Annotated in this window: 24 protein-coding genes, 1 tRNA gene and 4 pseudogenes; 20 read left to right on the forward strand and 9 right to left on the reverse strand. The window is 61.3% G+C overall.

The genetic code is table 11. The features are described 5' to 3' along the window. Positions 1 to 7 precede the first annotated feature (7 nt). The 6 genes and pseudogenes from pflA to JQ629_RS37895 all read left to right on the forward strand — a co-directional run. Positions 8 to 835, forward strand: coding sequence for a pyruvate formate-lyase-activating protein (pflA, locus tag JQ629_RS14465; protein ID WP_212413247.1), 828 nt, complete (start codon positions 8 to 10; stop codon positions 833 to 835). Positions 836 to 863: 28 nt separating this feature from the next. Next, a complete protein-coding gene (locus JQ629_RS14470; protein WP_212413248.1) occupies positions 864 to 2465 on the forward strand; it encodes an aspartate:alanine exchanger family transporter in 1602 nt (533 codons plus the stop codon). A 74-nt stretch (positions 2466 to 2539) separates the two neighbouring features. Next, the gene (locus JQ629_RS14475) at positions 2540 to 3412 is read left to right on the forward strand and encodes a formate/nitrite transporter family protein (RefSeq protein WP_212413249.1); all 873 of its coding nucleotides are present in this window, start codon (positions 2540 to 2542) and stop codon (positions 3410 to 3412) included. Between the two features lie 337 nt (positions 3413 to 3749). Further along, positions 3750 to 4530, forward strand: a pseudogene (gene fabI, locus JQ629_RS14480) (enoyl-ACP reductase FabI). A gap of 305 nt (positions 4531 to 4835) precedes the next feature. Beyond that, on the forward strand, positions 4836 to 5885 hold the full coding sequence (locus JQ629_RS14485; protein ID WP_212413250.1) for an OprD family outer membrane porin: 1050 nt from the start codon (positions 4836 to 4838) through the stop codon (positions 5883 to 5885). Between the two features lie 11 nt (positions 5886 to 5896). After that, positions 5897 to 6172: pseudogene (locus tag JQ629_RS37895) on the forward strand (OprD family outer membrane porin); the annotation flags it as partial. On the opposite strand, the pseudogene JQ629_RS14495 reads toward JQ629_RS37895, so the two are convergent. From JQ629_RS14495 to JQ629_RS14510, 4 genes and pseudogenes are all read right to left on the reverse strand, one after another. Continuing rightward, positions 6169 to 6400: pseudogene (locus JQ629_RS14495) on the reverse strand (GntP family permease); the annotation flags it as partial. The pseudogenes JQ629_RS37895 and JQ629_RS14495 overlap by 4 nt on opposite strands. A gap of 45 nt (positions 6401 to 6445) precedes the next feature. Next, positions 6446 to 6751, reverse strand: a pseudogene (locus tag JQ629_RS37515) (CBS domain-containing protein); the annotation flags it as partial. Between the two features lie 146 nt (positions 6752 to 6897). Continuing rightward, positions 6898 to 9102 (reverse strand): DUF3141 domain-containing protein, encoded by a 2205-nt coding sequence (locus tag JQ629_RS14505; RefSeq protein ID WP_212413251.1) that lies wholly within the window; start codon positions 9100 to 9102, stop codon positions 6898 to 6900. 56 nt (positions 9103 to 9158) lie between these two features. Then, positions 9159 to 10259 (reverse strand): AI-2E family transporter, encoded by a 1101-nt coding sequence (locus JQ629_RS14510; RefSeq protein ID WP_212413252.1) that lies wholly within the window; start codon positions 10257 to 10259, stop codon positions 9159 to 9161. A gap of 141 nt (positions 10260 to 10400) precedes the next feature. Here JQ629_RS14510 and JQ629_RS14515 point away from each other — a divergent pair, with 141 nt between their 5' ends. Continuing rightward, complete coding sequence (locus tag JQ629_RS14515) at positions 10401 to 10922, forward strand: GNAT family N-acetyltransferase (protein WP_212413253.1); 522 nt, start codon at positions 10401 to 10403, stop codon at positions 10920 to 10922. Between the two features lie 320 nt (positions 10923 to 11242). Here the strand turns inward: JQ629_RS14515 and JQ629_RS14520 are convergent, their stop codons facing one another. Then, complete coding sequence (locus JQ629_RS14520) at positions 11243 to 11752, reverse strand: DUF1269 domain-containing protein (RefSeq protein WP_212413254.1); 510 nt, start codon at positions 11750 to 11752, stop codon at positions 11243 to 11245. Between the two features lie 270 nt (positions 11753 to 12022). Between JQ629_RS14520 and JQ629_RS14525 the strand changes: the two genes are divergently transcribed. Further along, positions 12023 to 12451 carry a universal stress protein gene (locus JQ629_RS14525; protein ID WP_212413255.1) on the forward strand — a complete coding sequence of 143 codons (429 nt, stop codon included), beginning with the start codon at positions 12023 to 12025 and terminating at the stop codon, positions 12449 to 12451. A 77-nt stretch (positions 12452 to 12528) separates the two neighbouring features. Here JQ629_RS14525 and tcmP read toward each other — a convergent pair whose 3' ends face one another. Together tcmP and JQ629_RS14535 are read right to left on the reverse strand one after the other, a co-directional pair. Beyond that, positions 12529 to 13359 (reverse strand): three-Cys-motif partner protein TcmP, encoded by an 831-nt coding sequence (gene tcmP / locus JQ629_RS14530; protein ID WP_212413256.1) that lies wholly within the window; start codon positions 13357 to 13359, stop codon positions 12529 to 12531. A gap of 164 nt (positions 13360 to 13523) precedes the next feature. After that, positions 13524 to 13600 (reverse strand) — tRNA-Pro (locus JQ629_RS14535). Between the two features lie 68 nt (positions 13601 to 13668). On the opposite strand from JQ629_RS14535, the gene JQ629_RS14540 reads away from it, so the two are divergent. Genes JQ629_RS14540 through JQ629_RS14555 form a run of 4 tightly spaced genes read left to right on the forward strand, consistent with a single transcriptional unit; the run spans position 13669 to position 17168 of the window. Then, positions 13669 to 14661, forward strand: a complete 993-nt coding sequence (locus JQ629_RS14540; protein WP_212413257.1) for an L-threonylcarbamoyladenylate synthase — start codon at positions 13669 to 13671, stop codon at positions 14659 to 14661. Between the two features lie 24 nt (positions 14662 to 14685). Then, a complete protein-coding gene (locus JQ629_RS14545; protein ID WP_212413258.1) occupies positions 14686 to 16113 on the forward strand; it encodes an FAD-binding oxidoreductase in 1428 nt (475 codons plus the stop codon). A gap of 8 nt (positions 16114 to 16121) precedes the next feature. Beyond that, positions 16122 to 16571: a GNAT family acetyltransferase gene (locus tag JQ629_RS14550; protein ID WP_212413259.1), complete on the forward strand. Its 450-nt coding sequence runs from the start codon at positions 16122 to 16124 to the stop codon at positions 16569 to 16571. A 15-nt stretch (positions 16572 to 16586) separates the two neighbouring features. Then, on the forward strand, positions 16587 to 17168 hold the full coding sequence (locus JQ629_RS14555) for an NUDIX hydrolase (RefSeq protein ID WP_212413260.1): 582 nt from the start codon (positions 16587 to 16589) through the stop codon (positions 17166 to 17168). Between the two features lie 145 nt (positions 17169 to 17313). On the opposite strand, the gene JQ629_RS14560 is transcribed toward JQ629_RS14555, so the two are convergent. Then, positions 17314 to 18066, reverse strand: coding sequence for an SOS response-associated peptidase (locus tag JQ629_RS14560; protein WP_212413261.1), 753 nt, complete (start codon positions 18064 to 18066; stop codon positions 17314 to 17316). A 62-nt stretch (positions 18067 to 18128) separates the two neighbouring features. Between JQ629_RS14560 and JQ629_RS14565 the strand changes: the two genes are divergently transcribed. The 5 genes from JQ629_RS14565 to JQ629_RS14585 all read left to right on the forward strand — a co-directional run bounded on the left by JQ629_RS14565 (position 18129) and on the right by JQ629_RS14585 (position 20721). Then, positions 18129 to 18641 (forward strand): hypothetical protein, encoded by a 513-nt coding sequence (locus JQ629_RS14565; RefSeq protein ID WP_212264206.1) that lies wholly within the window; start codon positions 18129 to 18131, stop codon positions 18639 to 18641. A gap of 90 nt (positions 18642 to 18731) precedes the next feature. After that, a complete protein-coding gene (locus tag JQ629_RS14570; RefSeq protein WP_212385814.1) occupies positions 18732 to 19151 on the forward strand; it encodes an NUDIX hydrolase in 420 nt (139 codons plus the stop codon). 128 nt (positions 19152 to 19279) lie between these two features. Further along, a complete protein-coding gene (locus tag JQ629_RS14575) occupies positions 19280 to 19657 on the forward strand; it encodes a TIGR02301 family protein (protein ID WP_212264208.1) in 378 nt (125 codons plus the stop codon). Position 19658: 1 nt separating this feature from the next. Beyond that, positions 19659 to 20363, forward strand: a complete 705-nt coding sequence (locus tag JQ629_RS14580) for an HAD family hydrolase (RefSeq protein WP_212413262.1) — start codon at positions 19659 to 19661, stop codon at positions 20361 to 20363. Positions 20364 to 20454: 91 nt separating this feature from the next. After that, the gene (locus JQ629_RS14585; RefSeq protein WP_192735255.1) at positions 20455 to 20721 is read left to right on the forward strand and encodes a hypothetical protein; all 267 of its coding nucleotides are present in this window, start codon (positions 20455 to 20457) and stop codon (positions 20719 to 20721) included. A 94-nt stretch (positions 20722 to 20815) separates the two neighbouring features. On the opposite strand, the gene JQ629_RS14590 is transcribed toward JQ629_RS14585, so the two are convergent. Next, complete coding sequence (locus tag JQ629_RS14590; protein ID WP_212413263.1) at positions 20816 to 22150, reverse strand: dihydroorotase; 1335 nt, start codon at positions 22148 to 22150, stop codon at positions 20816 to 20818. A gap of 186 nt (positions 22151 to 22336) precedes the next feature. Here JQ629_RS14590 and ygfZ point away from each other — a divergent pair, with 186 nt between their 5' ends. From ygfZ to JQ629_RS14605, 3 genes are read left to right on the forward strand one after another with little or no spacing between them, the layout of a single operon-like run. Next, positions 22337 to 23218, forward strand: coding sequence for a CAF17-like 4Fe-4S cluster assembly/insertion protein YgfZ (ygfZ, locus tag JQ629_RS14595; RefSeq protein ID WP_212413264.1), 882 nt, complete (start codon positions 22337 to 22339; stop codon positions 23216 to 23218). Positions 23219 to 23228: 10 nt separating this feature from the next. After that, complete coding sequence (locus tag JQ629_RS14600; RefSeq protein WP_212264212.1) at positions 23229 to 23855, forward strand: DNA-3-methyladenine glycosylase I; 627 nt, start codon at positions 23229 to 23231, stop codon at positions 23853 to 23855. Next, positions 23852 to 24475: a YfbR-like 5'-deoxynucleotidase gene (locus tag JQ629_RS14605; RefSeq protein WP_212413265.1), complete on the forward strand. Its 624-nt coding sequence runs from the start codon at positions 23852 to 23854 to the stop codon at positions 24473 to 24475. Before JQ629_RS14600 ends, JQ629_RS14605 begins: the two co-directional genes overlap by 4 nt. Positions 24476 to 24912: the final 437 nt, after the last annotated feature.

Here is a 24912-nt window from a genome sequence, read left to right on the forward strand (position 1 = left end):
GCCCATGATGTCGACGGAGCAGCCGCTCGAGCCCGGAAGTCGCTACGACCTCCGGGTTGGGATTTCGCCCGATGCCCCTGATGAAGACAAGATCAAGGACGAAGCGGGCTCATTCGGGTATTGCCATTCCTACGAGACGGCGTCGCGCTATGACGGACCGGGCTTGCGCGTCGTGCTTTTCGTCTCGGGATGCCTTCTGCGCTGTACTTACTGCCACAATCCGGACACCTGGCACCTCAAGGACGGCACTTACGTGTCGACGGATCAGGTACTACGTCGGCTCGGCGACTTTGCGCCGGCAGTTCTAAGTCTTGGCGGAGGACTGACGATATCGGGCGGCGAGCCGATGGTGCAGCTTGCCTTTACCCGGCGGATTTTCGCCGGCGCCAAGAAAATGGGCCTGCATACCGCTATCGAAACTTCGGGATTCCTGGGCGATCGCGCGGATGATTCGTATCTGTCGGCGATCGACCTCATTTTGCTCGATATCAAGAGCTCGGATCCTGACACCTATCGCCGAGTGACAGGTCGGGACCTCGCGCCGACACTTCGATTCGCTGAGCGCCTAGCTTCGCTATCCAAGCCGGTGTGGGTGCGTTTCACGCTCGTCCCCGGCGAGACCGACGATCCCGCCAACGTCGACGGCATCGCTCGCTTCGTTGCGCCGATGAAGAACGTCGAATGGGTCGAGGTACAGCCGTTCCATCAGATGGGTTCCTTCAAGTGGAAGTCGATGGGGCTTGACTACAAGCTTCTCGACACTCCGTCCGCCAGCGGAGACTTGGTGAATCGGGTCATTGGACAGTTTCGCGCCGCAGGCTGCCGGGTGCGTTGACGACAACTGGTTTTGGGGGAGAACCGACATGCTGGACCTCGCTCGCGAGATTATCGGAAGTCAGCCGATACTGACGGCGTTTCTGGCGATCGGATTGGGCTACCTGGTTGGTCAGATCAGTGTCGGCGGATTTTCGCTCGGCGTCGGCGCTGTTCTTTTCGTGGGTCTTGCTATCGGCGCCTTCGCGCCCAAAGCGCAGATCACGGGGCCGATCGGGCTAACCGGACTGATCATGTTCCTGTACGGAATCGGAATTCTCTACGGTAGGCAGTTCTTTGAAGGCATGGTCGGCGTCGGGCAGAAGTACAATTTGCTGGCGCTTGTGGCATGCTTGGCGAGCCTGCTCGTCGCACTTGGGCTCGGGCACATTTTCAGCATCAAGATCGGGCATACGCTCGGCATCTATGCCGGATCGATGACCAGTACCGCCTCCCTCCAGGCGGCGCTCGACGTCATGAAGAACAAAGATCCGTCGATTGGCTATTCCATTGCCTATCCCTTCGGGGTCATCGGCCCGATCCTTTGCATCTACTTCATGACCCGGATCGTAAAGCCGAAGTTTCCGGCCAAAGCGCAGCGATTCCACATGGGCGAGATTTCGATCGGCGAAACCCATGCGGGAAAGAGACTCGACGAGCTAACGGCCGGTGCGCTCGGCGATGTGCAGGTTACGATGGTTCGAAAGGACGGGCATAACTTCGTTCCCACGGCGGATACGGTCTTGTCGGCCGGAGATGCTATTCTCGTGGTCGCGGAGCAGCATGAAGAAATTGCGCGGGCGGCCGCCACGCTGGGGAAACTGGAACCCGGCCGCCTGGCCAGCGACCGCGCCGATCTCGACTACATCCGGGTGTTCGTTGGCAAGGCCAACGTGGTTGGGGTCCCCCTTGCCAGCCTTCCGATGCCTGCCGGCTATCCGACCCACCTATTGCATGTTCGTCGCTACGATGCGGACCTCGTGCCGGCGCCGGACCTGTTGCTGGAATTCGGCGACCGGGTCGGCGTCCTGACTCCTCCTGACCGAAAGGAGGAGATTCGCCGGCATTTCGGCGACACAGTGAAGGCTGCGGCCGAATTCAGCTACGTCTCGCTCGGGATCGGCATGGTCCTAGGCGTGCTCCTCGGACTCATTCCGATTCCAATTCCCGGAGTGGGTGTCGTCACACTCGGCATCGGTGGCGGACCGCTGATCGTCGCTCTCATCCTCGGCAAATTGCGCCGCACCGGCCCCATGCTTTGGACCATGCCGTTGCCGGCCAACATCGTCCTCAGAAATTTCGGCTTGGCGATGTTCCTGGCGACCGTTGGCGTCAACGCGGGGCAACCCTTCGTTCGAACCGTCGCGGAATCCGGGCTTACCATGCTCTTTATCGGGGTTGCGGTTCTCCTGACGACCGTATTCATCGTCCTGCTGGTCGGACACTACGCTCTGAAAATCCCGTACGATGATCTTGTCGGCGTGGCATCCGGCGCCACGGGAAATCCGGCGATTCTCGTCTATTCGACCAAAATGGCTCCCACCGAACGCCCCGACATTGGTTACGCCATGATCTTTCCTTCCATGACACTGGTGAAGGTGATCGCAGCGCAGATCGTGGGTCTCCTCATGGTTGGGAGCGGCGGCGGCTAGGTGACCAAGAGACCCGCGCTAAGGGCGCACCAGAGGGTTACGCTGGTTGATTGACCGAGGACAGGAGACACGGCATGTCTGATCAGGCATCCCCGCCGCAACAACCACCCATCTTCAATTTGAATGCTTACAGCCCGGCCCAAATCAAGGAAGCTATCGAGAAAGTCGGAGTCAAGAAGGCCAACCTTCCCTTCTTGGCTTCGTTGATGCTCGCGGTGATCGCAGGCGGCAGCATTGGACTCGGCGCGCTCTACTATACCGTCATCGTCAGTGACGCGGAACTGAGTTTCGCCGCGGCGCGCGTGATGGGCGGGCTGGCATTTTCGCTCGGACTGGTAATCGTTCTGGTTGGCGGAGCCGAGCTGTTCACGGGAAACAATCTAATCGTGATGGCGTGGGCAAGCGGCGACGTGTCGACGAGGGAAATGCTGCGCAACTGGGTCGTCGTCTATTTTGGTAATTTGATCGGCTCGATCGGACTTGTGGGTCTGGTCTTCCTTTCGCATCATCTCGACATGAATGGAGGCCGCATTGGCCTTTCGGTCTTGAGTACGGCCGCCGCGAAGATCCAGCCCGACGCTGTAACCTTATTTTTCAAGGGAGTTTTGTGCAACCTGCTCGTTTGCCTGGCGGTGTGGCTCGCCTATGCCGGCCGGTCGGTGATCGACAAGATTGGTGCACTGATATTTCCGGTCTCAGCCTTCATAGCGGCCGGCTTCGAGCACTGTGTCGCCAACATGTATTTCCTGCCTTTGGCCTGGCTGATGACGCGAACGGGTAGCGTCCCCCCTGACTTCGACGCGTCGGCCATAACCATGGCGGGAATCTTTCACAATCTTGTGCCGGTCACGCTCGGCAATATCGCAGGTGGCGCCGGGCTCGTCGGCGCAATGTACTGGATGATCTATCGAAGCGCCTTCGGCAAGCAAGACACGATCATGAAGTAGCTGACAAAGCGGAGCATCGGAACCGCCAACTAGCGGCACGACACGCCGCAAGAAAAGGAACCGCCATGCCGCTAACGAAAGCCGATTGGGTACCCAACGCGGAACTGGCCGTGGGCAAAGGGCAACGATCCAGCAATTCTCCGCCGCCATGGGTGGCGATCGCTTTGAAATCAACGTTGCTCCATGGGGCGAAGGGCAGTTGGGCGTCAACGGCCGCGAAGTAGCGCGGACTGTCGAGGCCAAGGATCGGCGCCAGGCCTTCAACACGCTGAAGCTGGCCGCGGAACGATACGTTCGCGGCGATCCCGTCGATCTGAGCGGGAACGGGAAGCTTCGATTGATTCCCACCGTCAAGGCCAAGCTGCTGCAAGGGAAAAAGGGACTGGTGGTAGGCATCGCAAACGAGCGATCGATCGCGTGGGGATGTGCCGCGGCATTTCGCGCCTTTGGGGCTGATCTGGCCGTCACCTATCTGGATGACAAAGCCAAAAGTATGTGGAGCCGTTGGCCCACGAGCTGGACGCCAAGATCGTGATGCCGCTCGACGCCCGTGTACCCGGCCAGATCGAAGCCGTATTCGACAGAATCGCACGGGAGTGGTCAGGCTGAACTTCGTTGTGCATTCGATCGCGTTCGCGCCACCGAAGGCGCTGCACGGGCGAGTCGTCGACGTGCCTCTGGAGGGCTTTTTGACCACCATGCAGGTCTCGTGTTGGACGTTCCTCCGAATGGCTGAACTGGCCGAACCCTTGATGAAAAAGGGTGGCACCCTCTTCACGATGACCTATTACGGCAGTCAGACGGTCGTGAAGAACTACAACATCATGGGAGTGGCGAACGCTGCTCTTGAAAGCGCAGTGAGATACGTGTCCGCCGAGCTTGGTCCCAAAGGCATTCGCGTGCACGCCATCTCCCCGGGGCCGCTCGCGACACGCACCACTTCGGGCATCCCCGAGTTTGACAAGTTACTTGAAAAGGCGAGAACCAAGGCGCCGACGCACCGTCTGGTGAGCATCGAAGACGTCGGCGCCGCAACGGCATTCCTGGTTCATGACGCGGCCAAGCTTATTACCGGCGACACCATTTATGTCGACGGCGGATATCACGTCGTAGACTGACGACTGGCTACGGCGGCCATCTTCGCCACTGGGCGGTTAAGTCAGCTTCACTGGCAGATGTGTGGTGCCGCTGACACGGCCGGATTCCAAACCGCCGTCATTGATATAGATCAAGGGTGGCCAAGCCCCTTTCCCATTTCGATGAAATGGTCTTGCGACCTCCTTCGATCCTATGGCTGCAAGCGCGCAGTGCGGACGAGTGCGAGGAGATCGATATGCTACTATCTGGGCCAAAACGACCATATCGTCCAAGTTCTCGACCAATCTGGCTTCTCACCGCAGGATGAATCGGGACTTGCGCGGGATTGGCCGGCATACCCACGGAATCCCGCGCGCAGCAACTTCTGCCCGCAGATCGCAACGAGATTGCGGATCAGGAGCGCCTTTCCTGGACTTTGAACAAATTCCCTCCCCAGCCTTACATGAACGAGATCTATTGGCAGTATTCCAAAGACACGCCGGCGTTCTTTCGCGATTCGCTGGTGCAGTTCGTGGCTCGAACCTATTATTTGACGCGTGACAATTTTGATGGATCGAGGTCGCAGGCCTTGGCGGGTGGCGGCTGGGCGGCGTTTCGATCGGGCCTTATCGGCGATCTGTTCGGGATCCATATCGCCGGCTATACCTCACAGCCACTGTTCGCTCCGCCCGATGAGGGCGGCACCAGGCTGCTGGCTCCGCCGCAGAATTCAATCGCCGTACTCGGGCAGATCTATGGGCGCATTCAAATCGGCGACCAGGAAATTCGTGGCGGTCGTCAACTGGTGGACACGCCTCTAATCAACCCTTCAGACAATCGCATGGTGCCAAACACGTTTGAAGGCACGACTTTGGTCTCGCTGCCGGACAAGGACCGGAACTACGATTACTCGGTCGGTTATCTCTGGACTATAAAACAGCGAGACTCGAACGACTTCATCCCCATGTCGGATGCGTTGGCCGGCGGCGATGTCTTCAACCACGGTGCCGCCTTCGGGATGGTCAGATGGCGGCCGATTGCCGGGCTATCGCTGACGGCCATGGACTACCACGTCCAGGATACCGTCAACACGGCATTCGCTCAGGCAGAATACGACTTCAAGCAGCCGAAGGGGCTACCAAACTGGATCATCGGCGCAAACGTCATCGAACAACAAAGCGTCGGGGCGAACCTGCTCACCGGAGCTTTTTTTCAGACCTATCAGGCCTCTGCCAAGGCGCAGATGGTTTATGCCGGATGGACCCTGTTCGCGGCAGGCTCGATCACCGGCAATGAATCCAAGATTTTTTCGCAATACGGCATCAAGCCCAACTACACCGACATGCAGCAGGTGTCTTTCGACAACGCCAATGAGAAGGCCTTGGCGCCAGCGTAGCGTACGATTTTGGGACGGTTGGCCTTTCCGGTGTCAGCGCCGGTGCGTGGTATACGCATGGCTGGGACGCCATCAACCCCGGCACCAACGTGGGAATTCCCGATCGGAGAGAGCTAGACCTTTGGATACAGTACCGTCCTACCGAAGGGCCCCTGAAAGGTTTTCGCCTTAAGACCCAATATTCGTCTCTTTGGCAACAGGGCAATGTGCGCGAGGTTCAGCCGGAATTTCGTTTCATCGTCGACTATACCGTCTTGTTCCGCCCGTCTCCGCCTGCCGCCAACTAGTAGATCCCAGTCAAATAATACACTGCGATAACGACGAACACTGCTGCGGTTTTCGTCAACGTGATCACGAACACGTCCTTATAGGCCTGTCTGTGGGCGAGACCCCGTCACGGCGAGCAACGTGATGACGGCCCCGTTATGAGGTAACGTGTCCATGCCGCCGCTCGCCATCGCCGCTATCCGATGCAATACTTCAAGCGGAATGTTTGTGGCCTTGGCGGCCGCCACCGGCAGGTGACGGATGCCATGCGTGTGCATCAGCTTCAGACAATCGGCAAACGTATGGGCCAGGTCGGCTTTGATGACGTCCCGGACCATAATGTCCGCGACGGGTGTGGCCTCTGGCGACTTCCCGGCCAGCACCAGGCGCCGCACGCAGTCGCGTTCAGAAAGAGCGCCAACAATCGCCGCGGCTTCCATGACGACGACAAATCCGATGTTCTTCTCGGCCATGAGGCGCAGTGCCGTGAGCACGTTATCCCGGGGGCCAACCGTCCACAGATCTCGTGGCTTCGCGGCCAGAATCTGCTGCAGTGATCGGTAGGCGAGAATTTCTTCCGGGCGTCTGAGCGGGTTCATGGTACGTCGCTTTCCGGGCAACACAATTTTTTCAAGTGATCGCGGCGGCGCCAGGCCGATATGTGAGGCAAAATCAAACTGGCGTGCCGGCGAGCGCGTTGCCTCTCCTGCGCTCCACGATGCTCTCGTAATTACCGACCGCTGCCCTACCGTTGGTGAATTCGGCGCACTTCCGGTACTTCCGCTGCATCGACGCCGAACAGACCAGCGACGCGTTCGAGACGCTTGGCGACCTCGCCGGAGATTTCGGCGCTGGCAGACAGGACCTCGCGGATTGCGGCGAAGGCCGCACGTCGAGCGTCGGAGTTCTCGGGCAACAATTTCGGAATCGCGGCCAACGCCTTTTCCTGGTCCAGAAGCAGCATGAAGAACTGCTCGCGTACCAGCATCTTGAACTGGGACAGCGTCAGTCGCGCGCCGGTGTCGCTGCGACGAAGGTTACGCAGCGCCTCAAGGCTCCGTTCGTCCACCATCCCCCGCACCGACCCGACATACAGCAGGCCTCGCAGGGCCGCTTCCCGGAGGCCTCCTTCGCCGATCCTGGATTTCAGTTCGGTAATCCGCGCCCGCAGCATCTCGCGATGTTTGGTCGACATTTCCTGCCGGCGCGATGGTACCGACTGCGGATCGATTCCGACCGCTGCCTGAACTGCCGACGACCCATAGACGGCGAGGAACACCGCTTCGCTGAGCGCCTCCTGGGAATCGCGCCAGCTGTCGAGTGCCTGAACGATTTGCTTGGAGACTTGCTCCTGAAACGCCAGGAACGGATTTTCCGTCGAGACGCGGTTGCGCTCCTGGCTCACCTTCTCCGCCAGCGACTCCACTGCGGGCATGAATGGATTGCGACTGCTGAAGAGTTCGTATTGGAGCCGCAGCGGATGCAGATTGCGCATCGACTCCGCCATCTGCGGCGTCACCATACGTTTGATCCAGGGTTGGAGGAACTTCTGGTAGGCGGCGAGATTGATCTCCGACACGCGTTTGGCTGCAGCGAAGCGCCGCTCGTCCTCAGGCGAATTGCCGCCCATGGTTCGAATGTCGTCAAGCGTCCGGGCCTCGCAACGCATCACCCATTGCCCCACGACCATATCGGCGCTTGTGGTATCGGAATCCTTAGCCTCGAAAGTTGCCTCATAGAGGCCGGGAGGCAACACATCGATCAGGTCGATGTTGCTGGAGAACTCGGCATGTTCCTTCTTGGCAATGCCGCCGGACACGAAGATACCGAGATGGCCGACGCTTTCGTGAACGGTGTAGACGATCGTCTGCCCGTAGGCGCGGATTTCGTCGACGTCGGCATAGAGATCGAGAATCCAATCGAGCGCCTGTTGCGGTGGCGTGATATTGTCACCCTTGGAGCAGAATACCAGGATCGGCGATCTGATATTGCGCAGATCAACGGCCTGACCGCCAGACATCGTGATCCGGCCAGCGGCGAGGTTGTTGCCGACGAACAGTTCATCGACGATGAACTGAATCTCCTCGGCATTCAGGTTGACGTGTCCGCCCCACCAGCGTTCGAATTCGAGGTAGCGCTCCGCCTCGGTATCGACCTTTGAGTAGACGTTGTACTGCTTAGTCCACAGCGTATTCGAGGGATTCTGGCTTTCAAAGTTTTGCACCAGCCAGGCACCATCGAACTTGCCGGCTCCGAGATCGCTCGTTAGGGCGGTTAGCCAGCTTCCTCCCAGTAGTCCACCAGAATAGCGCATCGGGTTTTTGCCATGCACACCTGCCCAATAGGCAAGCGGGGCGCCGGCGATGATGACCGGTCCAAACAGTTCCGGCCGCAGCGACGCCAGGATCATGACGGCCCAGCCGGCCTGGCAGTTGCCGATCACGCACGGCTTGCCGTCGGCTTGCGGATGTCGGCTGATGACTTGCTCGATGAAGACAGCCTCGGCGCGCGCGATACGCTCGATTGTCTGTCCAGGCATCGGTTCCGGCAGGAAGCCGATGAAATAGCAGGGATGACCCGCCTTCATCGCGACGCCGATTTCGCTGTCCGCCTTGAACCCTCCAATTCCCGGACCATGCCCGGCGCGCGGATCGACCACGATGAACGGTCGGCGGTCGAGATCGATCTCGACGTCTTTGGGCGGAATGATGCGCACGAGCGCATAATTTACCGGCTCATCGAGCTTGCGGCCGTCGATGATCAGTTCAGCCGAATACTGCAGAACATGCGGTGCGGTTTGGGCAAGGTGTTCCCGGTACTGGTCGCCCCGCTGACGCATGACGTCAAGGAAGAGAACGCTCCTTTGTCCGGCATCGACCATGTATTCTACGGCTGAAGCGACAAGCCCTGAGATGGGGCCGCCTGCTGACGTTGCAGTGTCTGTCGACATGTTGCGCCCTCATTGTTTGATTTATTCAATGGGCCTGGGCGTCGCGGAACGTTGATTTAGGTCAACGTCCGACGATCATCTGGCAGTGACGCCGCGGCCGCGCCGTCGGCATGTATCCAGGCCACCGTCAACTCCCAGGCGAGGGAGAGAATGATCGGCCCGATAAAGAGACCGACGATTCCATGTGCCAGCGTTCCCCCGACCACCCCGACGAAGATGACGAGTTTCGGCGTTGTCAGGCCTCGCCCCATCACCAACGGCCTTACGATGTTGTCGAGCACGCTGACGATACCCAGGAACAGCGTCAGCAGCAGCGCCGTGGTAAAATCCTTGTCTATCCAGATCCAAATGATCACGGGGAGCAGGACGATCGCGGCGCCGATCTGCACGATCGTCAGGAGCATTACCACGAAGGCCAATAGGCCCGCACTGGGAATGCCTGCCAGCTTGAAACCGATACCGGCCAGCAAAGATTGGAGGATTGCAACGCCGATGACGCCTTGCGATACCGCACGGATCGTTGCTCCAGCCAATTCCAGGAAGTGTTCGCTTTGTTCGGGCACGATGCGGAAAAGGAATCCCCTGCCCGCCGCCACGAGCTGCGAAGCGTAGGGAAAGAGAAACCCGGCCAGTGCCACGGCTAGAAGAAACTTCAACGTACCCACGCCGGCATTGCCCGCGAGTGCAAGCAAAGTGCCGGCCAGCGGCTTCAGATGAGGGGCGACCTCGCGCAGCGCCGCGCGAATGTTGTTGGAAGCTTGGGTCCAGAGTTCGTAAACTTGCGGACCGATGAGTGGCCAATCCTTGACAGCTATCGGCGGCGATGGAACCACCAGGTTACCAGTATTCAGACTTCCGGCGAGCTCCCTCACCCCGTCCAACGCACTCAGGCCAAGCCAGGTCGCCGGCCCGATGACAATGCCGAGATTGATGATGGTGAGAATGGCTGCGGCCAGCCTTGGGCGCCCCCCGAGAAGCCTGGAAAGCACGCCAAAGACGGGATAGAGCGCAACGGCGAGGACGATGCTCCATGCCAGGATCGGCACGAATGGACGGATCAGAACGAACGTCCAGAGGAGCAGTAAGGCCAGCAATCCGAGCCGGATCACAAGTTGGACGACATCGTCTCCGGGCAAATACTGGCGAAGGGTTTTCAAGGACGCGCCTTCATTTGTGAACGGGCATGTCACCCAAGCTACCGGCCGCCCCCGAGCAACGGTCTTGATCCAGATCAAGCCAATGACAGCCAGTCACGGTTTCATCGGCAAACTCCGTTTGAGACGGCGATGGGACACGTCATGTCCGAGACCATCAACTACACTGCAAACGAGCTTCTCCGTGACGGCAGCGAAATCGAAATCCGCGCTCTTAGGCCGGAAGACGAAGCGGATATGCTCGCTGCGGTCGGTAAGACCAGCGCCCAATCGCTGCAGCGTCGCTTCTTTGTCATGAAGCGCCACTTTTCTGATAAAGAGCGCGCTTACTTCATGGACATCGATTTCAAGAACCATGTCGCGCTTGTCGCGCTCGCAGAGGAAGCCGGCCGCAAGGCCGTTGTCGGGGGTGGCCGGTACATTATTTTCGAACCAGGACGGGCCGAGATGGCATTTGTGGTCATCGACGCCTGGCAGGGACGCGGCATCGGCTCAATCCTGATGCGTCATCTCGTCAAAATTGCCAGAGATGCCGGGCTGCTGGAATTGACGGCGGAAGTGCTGCCGGAAAACAAGGCGATGATAGGTGTCTTTGGAAAGTTTGGCTTTAGGCCGGGCCCGCGCCGGGATCCGACGGCGGTGCACCTGGTGCTAAAGCTCACGTAGGGGCGCTACCACGCCGTTCGATTTAGAACCTACCTCAATCCCAGAGGGGAGCGCCGATAGCCGCTGCCCTCGGCCTCATTCCTGCAAACGAAGCTGCCGGTGTAGCCTGATGCATAGCGCCTCTGACCTTTCAGATAGTACCGCCCTCTCTTGAAATCGAGCCAGACAATAGGCTCCGCCGGGCAATGCCGCTGTGCCTGGGATTCACTACGGAATGACGTAAGTACCTGCGCCATCGCTCCGGGTGACGCACCAACCAGAAAGAAAATCGCAATAGACCGGGCGTGGAAGTCCAGCCGCATGCTCCCCCTGCTTGCTGCTCAAGAAGGCGAAGGAACAGCCGCCTGGGCTCCGGCCAGGGCCGCCTGCAGCGCAGCTTCCTTGGTATGGTCAAGGGAAGTCTTCAGTACCTTACCCCCCTCGCCCTTAAGACCCTCGAGCACCTTTTCCGCGGTGACCTTCCGCACCAGGACAAAGAGTGCTGCCGTTCCGGGCTGAATGGCAGCAGCTGTTTCCTTCATCCATTTGTCGTCGATGCCAATATCGGCCAAATATCCGCCGAGCGTGCCCGACGCTGCACCGAGGGCCGCACCGGCCAACGGCATGAGAAAGATCAGGCCAATCAGAGTACCCCAAAACGTGCCCGAAACCGCGCCGGCCGCCGTTGTGTTGATCAATTGGTTCAGCTTGATGCTTCCGTTCGCGTCCTTCACGGCAATTACCGCGTCACCCAACTCGATCAGATACTCCTTCTGCATGGCCAGTAATTTCTGACGGACTTCCTCCGCTTTCGCTTCGGTCGGAAATGCAATCACAACGAGATCACTCATTTGCATTCTCCCTTCATCTCATTCGATGAAGTACGAATGCCCCCTGGCGCCATTGATTTGCATCAAGAAAAATGACTGGGGTTCCGACGCCTGCAGTGAAAGCGGCCATCGGAATGACCCGTAAGTAGGTCCGCTTTATGCCAATTGCACACATCTGGGTCGAGGCGCAATGGGCCGGTAGATTGATCTATCTCAAGACAGCATCCGAAACGCGGACCCAGCTTACACTCCAGAAGGTAGCGATGAGTCCAGGCCAGCGGGAGGTGAAGCATGTACCGGCATATTCTCATTCCGACAGATGGATCGGAACTCGCCCAGCGGGGCCTGGCGCACGGGTTGGTGCTCGCGAAATCCCTTGGAGCCAAGATATCTGTAATCTTCGTTGTGGAACCGTTTTCAGAGATGACAGGGCGGTTTCAAGAAGCGGTCGCAAGGTATGCTGAGTTGCGCAAGGAACAGGCCACTGGCGCGTTGGAGCATGCGGCAACCGGGGCCAAGGAAGCTGGTGTTTCCTGCGAGACAATTCAAGTGGAGAATGGGCAACCCTATCAAGCCATCATCGGAGCAGCCGAGGAAAAAGGCTGCGATCTTATCGTTATGTCATCGCATGGGCGCAGTGGATTTTCTATGCTTCTAATCGGCAGTGTGACAAACAAGGTGCTGACGCACGCGAAAACTCCCGTGCTAGTCTATCGATGAATATGCAGGCCGCTCGATTGGTCAAATAAAACGCGCCAGAGAGATGGGGATAATGTCCGGTAACGGTGCATTTGCCGCTAGACCGGCCCGGAGGTCCGCTTTGGCCCGAAAGCCGGGCTGAGCTTCTGCGGCAGGTCGTGCGCAGCCACGAACATTAACCAGTACAGGCGCTGCCCTCTCGAACCAACGACCAGCTCCGCGCCTTGTGCCGGCATCGTTCCGAGTTTTCGAATCTCGGCAAGCCAGTACTCCATCAACGCGGCACGAAAGGGTCTGATCGCCTGTTGCCGATTGACGACGCGACGCCAACCGGGAGCGAACTTGTCGAACACGCCACCCGGAACGCAGTAACGCTCCATATCGGCGTTGCGTTGGAGATCCTGCACGCTCACGTGCACGAGCATATCCATATGTTTGAATCGCGCCAGCTTTTCGATCAGCTCGAACGACAGGAACTCGAGATTGTAGGGATCGAGGAACGCGAAGTGCAGGCCCGAAGGATTGAGCGCATAGACGATGTCATCGATCGCTTCCGCGGCCGGCTTGTTGTGAACCACGGCGACGCCGCCGATCGAACGAAGGCGAGCATCCAGCGCTGAGGCTTTCTCCGGATCGATGTCGTTGAAATGAAGGTCGGAGAACCTGACGCCGCTGGCGTGGGCCGCTCGATACGCGACCAGTGGACTGCCATCGATGATGGTCGTGGTGTCTTCGATCCGCGCGCGACCCGAGGCCGAGAACAATTCGATGTAACTCGCCCCGCCAGTTCCCGTGGGAGGAACGAAACTAGCGCGCGCGCCACTCGCGAGACGAATGTATTCACGGAGGCCGTGATGTTTTTCGGAAGCCCACGGTCCGACGACGTCAACCATTAATCCGTCGGCCAGATCAATTTCATTCTGTGCCACGACGCATCCCCAAAATGAGAGCATCGTAACAGACCGCTACCGCGAGTTGCGGGAAACTGTGCCACTGGGGTAAAGCGGCGCCATGCCTGCGCAATCGTGCATCGCATTTCACTGCGATTTCACTGCGACAATTGAGGTGGTGATATGCTAAGTGATTGAAAACTTGGTCGGAGTGGCAGGATTCGAACCTGCGACCCCTGCGTCCCGAACGCAGTGCTCTACCGGGCTGAGCCACACTCCGACTAAGAACGCGGCTTATAGCTGCCGGTTTCGGTCACCGCAAGGCACCGATTTGAGGAATTAATCCCTGTGAATACAAGCCTGAAAACGTCGGTTTTGCCCGCCGATGAGGCCGCGGTGGCCTCTGCCGCGCATTGTTTGCGCGAAGGCGGGCTGGTCGCCTTCCCGACCGAGACCGTTTATGGCCTGGGCGCCGATGCCACCAATGCGGCTGCAATAGCCCGGCTTTACCAGGCCAAGGGCCGGCCGGCCTTCAATCCGCTGATCGCCCATGTCGGCGATCTCGCCGCGGCGCGCGAAATCGGCCGTTTTGACGCGGCCGCCTTGCGGCTGGCCGAAGCGTTCTGGCCGGGGCCGCTGACGCTGGTGCTGCCGAAAACCGAACATTGCGCGGTCGCCGACCTCGCCACCGCAGGGCTCGAGACCGTCGCGATTCGGATACCGGCGCACCCTGTGGCGTGCGACATCCTGCGCATCCTCGGCCGGCCGGTGGTGGCGCCATCGGCCAATCTGTCCGGACACGTCTCGCCGACGACGGCCGCCCATGTGCAAAGCGATCTGGAGGGGCGGATCGACCTGATCGTAGATGGCGGCGCGGTCGCCGTCGGCGTCGAATCGACCATTGTCGGGATTTTCGACGAACCGATGCTGCTGCGGCCGGGCGGCCTGCCTCGCGCCGACATCGAGCGCGTGCTGGGCCGTGCGCTCAAGCAGCCGCCTGCGGACGCCGAGAGCGACAGCGGACAGCCGCTGGCGCCGGGCATGCTGGCGTCCCATTATGCTCCGAGAACACGTGTGCGGCTCGGTGCAATTCAGATCGAGCCCGGCGAAGCGCTGCTGGCGTTCGGCAGCGATGCAGTTTCGGGAATTGACGCCGCCGCCGCGGTGATGAATCTGTCCGTACGCGGCGATCTCAGCGAGGCCGCCGCCAATCTGTTCGGCTATCTTCGCGCGCTCGACAGCAAGGCTGCGCAAACCATCGCCGTGATGCCCATTCCCAACGATGGACTGGGCGAAGCCATCAACGACCGGCTGCGCCGCGCCGCAGTTGGGCGGGAGTGAATCGGACGGGAGTGAAACCAGACCATGAATATCGTTCAGCCCGCCGCGCCTCCGCTTCCGCCCGAACTGATCGCGAAATTCCGCGCGATCGTCGGCGACAAATATGCGGTGACGGATGCTGCCGATATCGCGCCCTATGTCACCGAAGAGCGCGATCTGTTTCACGGAAAATCTCCGCTGGTGTTGCGGCCGGGATCAACCGCGGAAGTCTCCGAAATCTGCAAGCTCGCCACTGCGCATAAAATCGCGCTGGTGCCGCAGGGCGGCAATACCGGGCTGGTCGGCGGCCAGACGCCGCATAATGGCGAAGTCGTCGTCTCGCTGCGTCGGCTCGATAAAATCCGCGAGGTCGATGCCGCCTCCAACACCATGACCTGCGAGGCCGGGGTGGTGCTGCAGGTCGCGCAGCAGCGCGCCCGCGACGTCGACCGGCTGTTTCCGCTGTCGCTCGGCGCCGAAGGAAGCTGCACCATCGGCGGCAATCTCTCGACCAACGCGGGCGGCACGGCCGCGCTTGCCTACGGCGTGGCGCGCGAGATGGCGCTCGGCCTGGAAGTGGTCTTGGCCGACGGGCGGATCCTGAACTCGCTGTCGAAGCTGAAAAAGGACAACACCGGCTACGATCTGCGCAACCTCTTCATCGGCGCGGAAGGCACGCTCGGCATCATCACCGCGGCGACGCTAAAACTGTTCCCAAACCCGCGTGCGATCGAGACCGCCTATGTCGGCCTGCAATCGCCGGCGCAGGCGCTGAAGCTGCTGTCGATCTCGCAGAACGAGGCCGCCGGCAGCCTGACCAGCTTCGAATTGCTGGCCGACATCGCGGTGGATTTCAGCATCCGTCACGGCATCGACATCCGCGATCCCCTTGACAGCAAGCATCCCTGGTACGTGCTGATGGAATTGTCTTCCTCACGCGATGATGCCCGCGACGCGCTGGAATCGATCCTGGCCAAGGGCATGGAAGAGGGCATCGTCGATGACGCCGTGATCGCGGCGAATCTCAGCCAGCGCTCGGCGTTCTGGAAGCTGCGCGACGAGATGTCGGCGGCGCAGAAGCCGGAAGGCGGCTCGATCAAGCATGACATCTCCGTGCCGGTCGCCGCCGTGCCTGATTTCATCGCAGAGGCCAATGCCGCGGTGGTGAAGTTGATCCCGGGCTCGCGGCCGGTACCGTTCGGCCATCTCGGCGACGGCAACATCCATTACAATGTCAGCCAGCCGGTCGGCGGCAACACCGCGGACTTCCTGGCGCGCTGGCACGAGGTCAACGAAGTCGTGTTCGCGATCGTGCTGCGGATGGGCGGATCGATCTCCGCCGAGCACGGCATCGGCGTGCTCAAGCGCGACGAACTGCCGGACGTGAAAGACAAGGTCGCGATCGAACTGATGCGGAGCATCAAGGCGATGCTCGATCCCGCAGGGATCATGAACCCCGGCAAGGTGCTGTGAACGCATCAATGCCAAAGCCGCTTCCTGCCCTCGCCATCGCGCCGATCGCGGATGCCGACATCCCCGCCGTCGTCGCGCTGTGGCAGGCCTGCGGATTGACGCGGCCGTGGAACGATCCGGCGTCCGACATCGCGCTGGCGCGGCGCGAGCCGAATTCGACCGTGCTGATTGGCCGCGACGGCGGCGCCATCGTGGCGACCGCCATGGTCGGTCATGACGGCCATCGCGGCTGGGTCTATTACGTTGCGACTGATCCGGAATGCCGCGGCCGCGGCTATGGCCGCGTCATCATGAACGCCGCCGAGGATTGGCTGCGCGCGGCCGGCATGGCCAAGGTGCAATTGATGGTCCGGCGCGAAAACGCCCGCGCTGGCGCATTCTACCAGTCGATCGGCTACGCCGAGGCGCAGACAGTTGTCTTCGCCAAATGGCTCGACGGCCGCGAACCTACGCCTTGATGCAGAAAGATTGCCATGACCATCTCCGACCGCATCCGCATCAAAGACGAGCGTGTCCTCTCCCATGCCCGGTACCTGTTGAAGAGCATCACGCTCGACTACCGCCGCGGCAACGGCGAATGGCAGACGCAAACCCGCGAAGTCTATGACCGCGGCAACGCCGCAGCCTTGCTGCCGTATAATGTTGCCTTGCGCACCGTGGTGCTGGTGCGGCAGTTCCGTTTGCCGGCCTACGTCAACGGCCATGACGATCTCCTGATCGAAGCCGCCGCCGGCATGCTCGACGATGCATCGCCCGAGGAACGAATCCGCGCCGAGGCCGAAGAGGAAACCGGCTATCGCCTCCACGACGTCAAGAAGGTGTTCGAGGCCTTCATGAGCCCGGGCGCGGTGACGGAGAAACTGCACTTCTTTGTCGCCGAGTATGAAGCCTCGATGCGGATCGGCAGCGGCGGCGGCCTCGCCGACGAAGGCGAGGACATCGAGGTGCTGGAATTGCCGATCGATTCCGCACTCGCGATGATCGCCGACGGGCGCATCGCGGATGCCAAGACGATCATGCTGTTGCAATATGCGGCGCTGAATATTTTTCGGTGAGCTGTCGTTCCGAGGTAGCTGTCGTCCCGGCCTTGCGCCGGGACCCATACCGCGTGATGTTTATTGCTTTTAAAGGTCTCTAACGCCTTTGCTCTTGCCGATAGGGCACGGCGTATGGGTCCCGGCTCAAGGCCGGGACGACGAGCTAGAACAAACTCCCCTGCCCTTCGTCCTCCGGCGCCGCCTTGCGCGCGGCTTTCTTCGGCTTCGGCTCCTCGGCCGCACGTTCCTCGTCCGTGATCGGCAGCAGCAATTGTGCGTCGTCATTGGCGACGCGATTGACCCGCGTCGAAATCTCGTGCCAGGCGAATTCGCCTTCCGCGGGGCCGGTCAACAACGCCATGACGTCGTCGGCATCATTGGCCCGCCCGTCGAGCCAGCGCTCGAACTCCTCGGGCGCGATCGTCACGGGGACGCGGTGATGCAGCGCCGCAAGATCGCGGCTGGCCGGCGCGGTGACGATCGCAACGCTGTCGACCTCCTCGCCGTTCGGTCCCATCCAGGTCTCGGCGAGGGCGGCAAAGCCGACCGGCTTGCCGTCGCGGCGGTGGATGAAGAACGGCCGTTTCCGGCCGCTGGAATCCTGCCATTCGTAATAACCGTCGGCCGGGATCAGGCAGCGCCGCCGCTTGATCGCGTTCTTGAAGGCCGGCTTTTCCCGCACCGTCTCGGAGCGGGCGTTGATCAAGAGCGAGAACTTGCGCGGGTCCTTGACCCAGGCCGGCACCAGGCCCCAGCGCATCAGCCGGAAATGCCGGCCGCCATTCTCCAGCATCACCACCGGGATCGGCTGCGTCGGAGCAATATTGTACCGCGGCGGGAAGTTGGGCTGCTCGGCATAGCCGAAAATCTGCCTAAGTGCCGCCGGCGGCGAAGTAATTACGAAACGTCCGCACATAATCTAACCCGAATGGGTGTCCGTTTAATTCCTTTTAACCCCAATTGTTAACACTGGAACAGATGAGCTCAACGGCCGCCACACAAGCGCGATCCGATCGCCCGACACAGCTACCGACGAGCCCCATCGATGAGGCCCGCGCCGCGGTTCTGCGCGCCGCCAACATCAACCCCCGCACCGGGCTTGCCACCGACTATCTGAATCATTTCAACGAAGCCATCATGCTGCTCGAGATGGTTCCGGACATGCCGGAATGCGCCGAGGATTTTCTGACCTGGAGTCCGCTGTCCTACGCCGAGCATTTCTGGGCTTCCAATTTCAAGGCCCGCGATCTCGCGATCGAGGCCTACGAATTGGCTGACCCCAAGATTCGCACCGAGTTCGACAACGTCGCCAACACCATGACCTCGATCCTGACCGCGGTAGGCTCGGCGATGCGCGAAGCCCGCCAGGACAAGACCCGCGCCACGCTCGCTGAGCAGGCCACCGGCTGGGTCAAGCCGCTGGTGGCGCTGGCCGGCGGCATCATCAACGGCGCCACCGAGGCCGACGTCGAAACCATCATGTCGAACTAGGACCTGACCTGACGGCAGTGCATTAGACCTCCGCGCATCGATCGGGCATGATCCGCGCCGAAACCGTCCACCACTTTCCCGGATCACACCTTGGACTCCCCCGCGCCACCCACCCGTCCCCAGCTCGCCGTCAGCGGCGCGATCTTTCGCGACGGCAAGGTTCTGCTGGTCCGCCGCTCGCGCTCGCCGGGCAAAGGCTTTTATTCGTTCCCCGGCGGCCGGGTCGAATTCGGCGAATCGCTGCATACGGCGCTGCATCGCGAGGTCGACGAGGAAACGGGCCTGCGAATCGAGATTCTGGCGCTGGCCGGCTGGCGCGAAGTGCTGCCGGGAACCGGCGGCGGCGGGCATTATCTGATCATGTCGTTCGCGGCGCGCTGGACCGCCCGGGAGCCGGTCCTGAACGACGAGCACGACGATTTCGGATGGTTTGATCCCGATGCGCTCGGCGATCTCAGGCTCACCGGCGGCCTCCTGGAGGTCTTAGCAGCCGCACGGAAGCTGGTTTAGGCGCGAGTCCTTTGTTTTGACGCGTTTTCTTGACGCGAACCGGTGTCCACCCCCGGATCAAGTCCAAAACGCGATGTCTTGCCACCGGCGCATTGAGGGGGCATATCGGGCGGGTTCTGGACCCCCAAATGCGCAAGCACTTTTTCGCCGTCCTCATCCTCATCTCGGCCTGCCATCTGGCGCCCGCGCGGGCCCAGGATGGCGCCGCGCCGTTCGACCGCGATTTGCAGCGGCTGGCCGAAATCCTCGGCACGCTGCACTATTTGCGTGGCATCTGCGGCAACAATGAAGGCGCGAAATGGCGCAACGAAATGCAGGCGCTGGTCGATGCCGAAACGCCTTCGGGCGAACGCCGCGCGCGCATGATCGCCGCCTTCAACCGCGGCTATAACGGCTTTCAGCAGACCTACCGCACCTGCACGCCCGCCGCCTCGATCGCGATCCGCCGCTACATCGAGGAAGGCTCGAAAATCTCGCGCGACCTGACTGCTCGCTATGCGAACTGACATGAGCCTCGACGCAATCTATTTCGATCTCGACGGCACGCTGACCGATCCAAAACCCGGCATCACGCGCTCGATCCAGTATGCGCTGCAAAAACTCGACCATCACAGCATCCCGACCGAGGACGAACTGACCTGGTGCATCGGCCCGCCGCTGCGCGCCAGTTTTGTCAGACTGCTGGGCGCGGAAGATTCCGCCGACCGCGCCGTGTCGCTGTACCGCGAGCGGTTTTCCGACGTCGGGCTGTACGAGAACGGCGTGTATGACGGGATCGGCGAAGTGCTGACGACGCTCCGCCAGTCCGGCCACCGGTTGTTCGTCGCCACCAGCAAGCCGCATGTGTTCGCGACACGCATCGTCGAGCATTTCGGGCTGCGCCATCATTTCGAGCATGTGTTCGGCTCCGAGCTCGACGGCACCCGCGTCGACAAGTCCGATCTCCTGGAATACGCGCTGAAGACCGCTGCGGTCGATCCGGCCAGAACGCTGATGATCGGCGATCGCAGCCACGACATCGTCGGCGCCAGGAACAACGGCATGCGGGCAATCGGCGTGCTCTATGGCTATGGCAGCAAGGACGAATTGATCGGGGCCGGTGCGCTGCATGTCTGCGCCACGCCGCAGGCCATACTCGACTGCATTTCCCGGAATTTTCTCGCGGAACCCGCGACCCCGTCAAATGCCGGGAGCGGCGTTAACCTTTCTTAAAGATGTGGCCTAGCAGGCCCTGCGGCGCATGCTACAGCTTGGCGATCAGATGCGCTCCGCTGGGGAACGCGCGCAACGTCTGTCGAGTTTCATGAGCCATCCTGCGTCTTATTCGCTTCACCGCGATCCGCTGCCCGACCACGAACAGAAGCAGGCTGCGCTCAGCTATCTCCATGAGGCCTGGGCCGAGGCGCGCCACGATGGCGTCGACGGGGACTGCCTGGCGCAGGCGAGCCTGTTCACGGCGCTGGCCGAACTGGTCTCGACCTATGGCGAGGACGCGGTGGCGAAATTCGTCGAAGGCCTTCCCGCGCGCGTACGCAATGGCGAGTTTTCGCTGTCGCTGGCGCGGCAGTAACTTCAGACACTGTCATTCCGGGGCGCGAAGCGAACCCGGAATCTCGAGATTCCGGGTTCGATGCTGCGCATCGCCCCGGAATGACGGATAATCCCTACGCCCTCAGCGTCTCCAGGAACCGCACCGGCTCGCCGGTCGATGGCGTCGTCAGTTCGCCCTGCCACATCACGCGCTTGCCGCGCACGAAGGTGCCGACCGGCCAGCCGGTGACGCGCATGCCGTCATAGGGCGTCCAGCCCGCCTTCGAAGCCACCCATTTGTTGGTGATGGTCTCAGAGCGCTTGAGATCGACGACCGTGAAGTCGGCATCATAGCCGGCGGCGATGCGGCCCTTGGTCGCGATGTTGTAGAGCCGCGCGGGGCCGGCACTGCTGAGATCGACGAAACGCTGCAGCGACAGGCGCCCGGCGTTGACGTGGTCGAGCATGACAGGGACCAGCGTCTGTACACCCGTCATGCCGGAGGGCGAGGCCGGATAGGTTTTTGCCTTCTCCTCCAGCGTATGCGGCGCGTGGTCGGAGCCGAGCACGTCGATGATACCCTGCTCGATGCCGTACCAGATGCGGTCGCGGTGATCGGCCGAGCGCACCGGCGGATTCATCTGGGCGTGGGTGCCGAGCCGCTCGTAGCATTCGGGCGCCACCAGCGTCAGGTGATGCGGCGTCGCCTCGCAGGACGCGACGTCCTTGTGGTCGCGCAGATAGTCGATCTCCTGCTTGGTCGAGATATGAAGCACGTGAATCCGCTTGCCGCTCTCGCGGGCAATATTCACCAGCCGCTGCGTCGCCATCAACGCCGCGGTCTCGTCGCGCCACACCGGGTGCGAACGCGGATCGCCTTCGATGCGCAACGACTTGCGCTCGTTGAGGCGGTATTCGTCCTCGGCATGGAAGGCGGCGCGGCGCTTGATGACCGCGAAAATCCGCCGCAGGCTTTCGTCGTCCTCGACCAGCAGCGCGCCGGTGGAAGAGCCGATGAACACCTTGACGCCGGCGCAACCCGGCGCGCGTTCCAGTTCCGGCAGATCGGCGACGTTGTCGCGGGTGCCGCCGATGAAGAACGAAAAATCGCAATGCATGCGATGATGGGCCCGCTTCACCTTGTCGGTGAAGGTCGCCTCGGTGACGGTCAGGGGATCGGTGTTCGGCATTTCGAACACGGCGGTGACCCCGCCCATCACGGCGCTGCGCGATCCTGTTTCCAGGTCTTCCTTCTGGGTCAGGCCCGGCTCGCGGAAATGCACCTGGGTGTCGATCACGCCGGGCAGGATGTGCAGGCCCTTGCAGTCGATCGTCTCGGCGGCGGACGCCTGCCCGAGCCCGCCGATCGCGGCGATCCGGCCATTGGAAATGCCGATGTCGCGGATGGCCTCGCCGTCCTGATTGACCACGGTGCCGGATTTTAGAATGGTATCAAATCGCTGATTCATCGGTCCTCGACGCCCGCTTTAGGCTGCCTCTCGGGCTTGTTGACGGCACCTTAGCGCCTTAACTTCCCATGTGATATCCGGCACCTGTGTTTCCCCAGGAACTTGAACGAGAACTTGAACGAGAACTTGCAAGAGAACTTCCAGCGAAGTTCGAGCACGAACCTCCAAAATAGGCCTTTTCAGCGCATGAAAGCAGCGTTTCTTACCGACCGGGGCGTGGTAAAGGTTTCGGGGGAGGACGCCCGCAATTTCCTCAATGGCCTCGTTACGACCGACGTTACGCTGCTGCGGCCGGGCCTTGGCCGGTTCGGCGCACTGCTGACCCCGCAGGGCAAGATAACAGCGGATTTCCTGATCACGGAGGCTTCCAGCGGCCATGGTGGCGGCTTCCTGATCGACCTGCCGCGCCCATTGGCAAAAGGCCTCGCCGACAAGCTCGGCTTCTACAAGCTGCGTGCCAAGGTCGCGGTGGAAAACCTCTCCGACAGCCTCGGCGTGCTCGCGGTGTGGGACGGCGAGCCCTCGATGAAGCCTGATCTTGCTTTCGCCGACCCGCGCAACGAAACGCTCGGCTGGCGCATCCTGGTTCCCGAAGAGCTCAAGCAGAAAGTCGCCGATTTGATCGGCGCAGAACTCGTCGATGAAGCCGCCTATGAGGTCCGCCGCGTCGCCGCGGGCGTGCCGCGCGGCGGACTCGATTTCATGTACAGCGACGCGTTTCCGCACGAGACCAATATGGACCGCCTGCACGGCATCGATTTCGACAAGGGCTGTTACGTCGGGCAGGAGGTGGTATCGCGGATGCAGCATCGCGGCACCGCGCGCACCCGCGCGGTTCGGGTCACGCTGGAAGATTTCTCGCCCGAGGCCGGCATCCCCGTTGTCGCCGGCGACAAGCCGGTCGGCACCATGGGATCGACCGCCGGCGGCCACGGCATCGCGCTGGTGCGGACCGATCGCGTCGCCGACGCGCTCGACGCCGGCCTGACGCTGTCGGCCGGCGGGCTTGCGATCCGCCTCACCGATCCGAACGACGTGCGCACGCCGCCGAAGCAGACCGTCGCATGAGCAAAGTCCGATGAGCCGCTCTGCACGCCTGCATACCGACGGCAAGACCCGCTGCCCGTGGCCGGGCGAAGATCCGTTCTACATGGCCTATCACGACACCGAATGGGGCGTGCCTGAATATGACGACCGCGCGCTGTATGAAAAGCTGATCCTCGACGGCTTTCAGGCCGGATTGTCCTGGATCACGATCCTGCGCAAGCGCGAAAATTTCCGAAAGGCCTTCGACGATTTCGTGCCTGAGAAGATCGCGCGCTACAACGAGAAGAAGGTTCACGCCCTGATGAACGATGCCGGCATCGTCCGCAACCGCGCCAAGATCGAAGGCGCCGTGAACAGCGCCAAGGGCTATCTCAAGATCATGGAAGAAGGCGCGGGCTTCTCGAAGTTCCTGTGGGACTTCGTCGACGGCAAGCCGAAGGTGAATCAGTTCAAGACCACCGCCAGCGTGCCGGCCTCGACGCCGTTGTCGATCAAAATATCCAAGGAGCTCGGCGCGCGCGGATTCAAGTTCGTCGGGCCGACCATCGTCTACGCCTTCATGCAGGCCACCGGCATGGTCAACGACCATCTGGTCACGTGCTTCTGCCACGAGACCTGCAGCGGTCAACATCGCAAGCCCCGCCTCAAGGTCAAATGACGCCGAGAAGAACATCTGGCAAATCTTCCGATGTCTCGACCCGGGCCTGGCAGCGGATGCTGTCGGGACGGCGGCTCGATCTGCTCGACCCCTCGCCGCTCGACATCGAGGTCGCCGATATCGCCCATGGCCTCGCCCGCGTCGCGCGCTGGAACGGCCAGACCAGCGGCGCGCATATTTTTTCGGTGGCGCAGCACACGCTGCTGGTGGAAGCCGTGCTGCGCGAGCAGATGCCGCGCGTCGACCTGAAATTCCGGCTCGCCGCATTGCTGCACGACGCGCCGGAATATGTCATCGGCGACATGATCTCGCCGTTCAAGGCGGTGATCGGCGGCGATTACAAGGTGGTGGAGAAACGCCTGCTGGCGGCGATCCATATCCGCTTCGGCCTGCCGCCGGTACTGGCGGATGCCATCACGCAGGCGATCAAGGCCGCCGACCGCGGCGCGGCCTATCTCGAAGCTACCCACCTGGCAGGCTTTGCCGAAGCCGAGGCGAAACGCCTGTTCGGCAAGGATCCCGGCCTGCCCGAACCAACCGTGCGCGAATACCTGACGCCATGGACCGCAGCCAAGGCCGAGAAGCAGTTTCTGGCGCGGTTTGGCGCGGTGGCGTCGTAGGCGCTGCGTCCCGAGATCTATCAACCCGTCGTCCCGGCCTTGAGCCGGGACCCATACTCCGCGGCAGTTATTGTTTGCAGAAGGTCTCCAACGCCAGCGCTCTAACCGATGGGCCGCGGCGTATGGGTCCCGGCTCAAGGCCGGGACGACAGCGTGTTTGTTGTTGCACCGTGGCCTAAACGCACCTTCGCATTCTCGCAGCATCATCTGCCCGAGGTTTGCAAGTAATTTCCTTGCCCTCGAGAATAGAGGGCGCAGGGAAGACCGGGTGCGCGCTGCACCCGCGGTCCCGTGTGCGGTTAGCACTAAGTAGGCTGCACACGAGCATACAGGGCAGCGGAGAACACCCGGCCTTCCCTGCGCAGTGGCTTTACGGCTTATGCCGTGATCTCCCCGGAGACGAGTTCTTGGTTGACTCCGTCACCACCGGTTCAGCT

Origin of the sequence: Bradyrhizobium sp. AUGA SZCCT0222 (assembly GCF_018130205.1) — a bacterium.
GTDB lineage: Bacteria > Pseudomonadota > Alphaproteobacteria > Rhizobiales > Xanthobacteraceae > Bradyrhizobium.

Coding starts and splice junctions, on each gene's coding strand:
- pflA (WP_212413247.1), top strand. CDS start 8: ATGTCGACGGAGCAGCCGCTCGAGCCCGGAAGTCGCTACGACCTCCGG.
- JQ629_RS14470 (WP_212413248.1), top strand. CDS start 864: ATGCTGGACCTCGCTCGCGAGATTATCGGAAGTCAGCCGATACTGACG.
- JQ629_RS14475 (WP_212413249.1), top strand. CDS start 2,540: ATGTCTGATCAGGCATCCCCGCCGCAACAACCACCCATCTTCAATTTG.
- JQ629_RS14505 (WP_212413251.1), bottom strand. CDS start 9,102: ATGTCGACAGACACTGCAACGTCAGCAGGCGGCCCCATCTCAGGGCTT.
- JQ629_RS14515 (WP_212413253.1), top strand. CDS start 10,401: ATGTCCGAGACCATCAACTACACTGCAAACGAGCTTCTCCGTGACGGC.
- JQ629_RS14520 (WP_212413254.1), bottom strand. CDS start 11,752: ATGAGTGATCTCGTTGTGATTGCATTTCCGACCGAAGCGAAAGCGGAG.
- JQ629_RS14525 (WP_212413255.1), top strand. CDS start 12,023: ATGTACCGGCATATTCTCATTCCGACAGATGGATCGGAACTCGCCCAG.
- JQ629_RS14545 (WP_212413258.1), top strand. CDS start 14,686: ATGAATATCGTTCAGCCCGCCGCGCCTCCGCTTCCGCCCGAACTGATC.
- JQ629_RS14550 (WP_212413259.1), top strand. CDS start 16,122: ATGCCAAAGCCGCTTCCTGCCCTCGCCATCGCGCCGATCGCGGATGCC.
- JQ629_RS14555 (WP_212413260.1), top strand. CDS start 16,587: ATGACCATCTCCGACCGCATCCGCATCAAAGACGAGCGTGTCCTCTCC.
- JQ629_RS14560 (WP_212413261.1), bottom strand. CDS start 18,066: ATGTGCGGACGTTTCGTAATTACTTCGCCGCCGGCGGCACTTAGGCAG.
- JQ629_RS14565 (WP_212264206.1), top strand. CDS start 18,129: ATGAGCTCAACGGCCGCCACACAAGCGCGATCCGATCGCCCGACACAG.
- JQ629_RS14575 (WP_212264208.1), top strand. CDS start 19,280: ATGCGCAAGCACTTTTTCGCCGTCCTCATCCTCATCTCGGCCTGCCAT.
- JQ629_RS14580 (WP_212413262.1), top strand. CDS start 19,659: ATGAGCCTCGACGCAATCTATTTCGATCTCGACGGCACGCTGACCGAT.
- JQ629_RS14585 (WP_192735255.1), top strand. CDS start 20,455: ATGAGCCATCCTGCGTCTTATTCGCTTCACCGCGATCCGCTGCCCGAC.
- JQ629_RS14590 (WP_212413263.1), bottom strand. CDS start 22,150: ATGAATCAGCGATTTGATACCATTCTAAAATCCGGCACCGTGGTCAAT.
- ygfZ (WP_212413264.1), top strand. CDS start 22,337: ATGAAAGCAGCGTTTCTTACCGACCGGGGCGTGGTAAAGGTTTCGGGG.
- JQ629_RS14600 (WP_212264212.1), top strand. CDS start 23,229: ATGAGCCGCTCTGCACGCCTGCATACCGACGGCAAGACCCGCTGCCCG.
- JQ629_RS14605 (WP_212413265.1), top strand. CDS start 23,852: ATGACGCCGAGAAGAACATCTGGCAAATCTTCCGATGTCTCGACCCGG.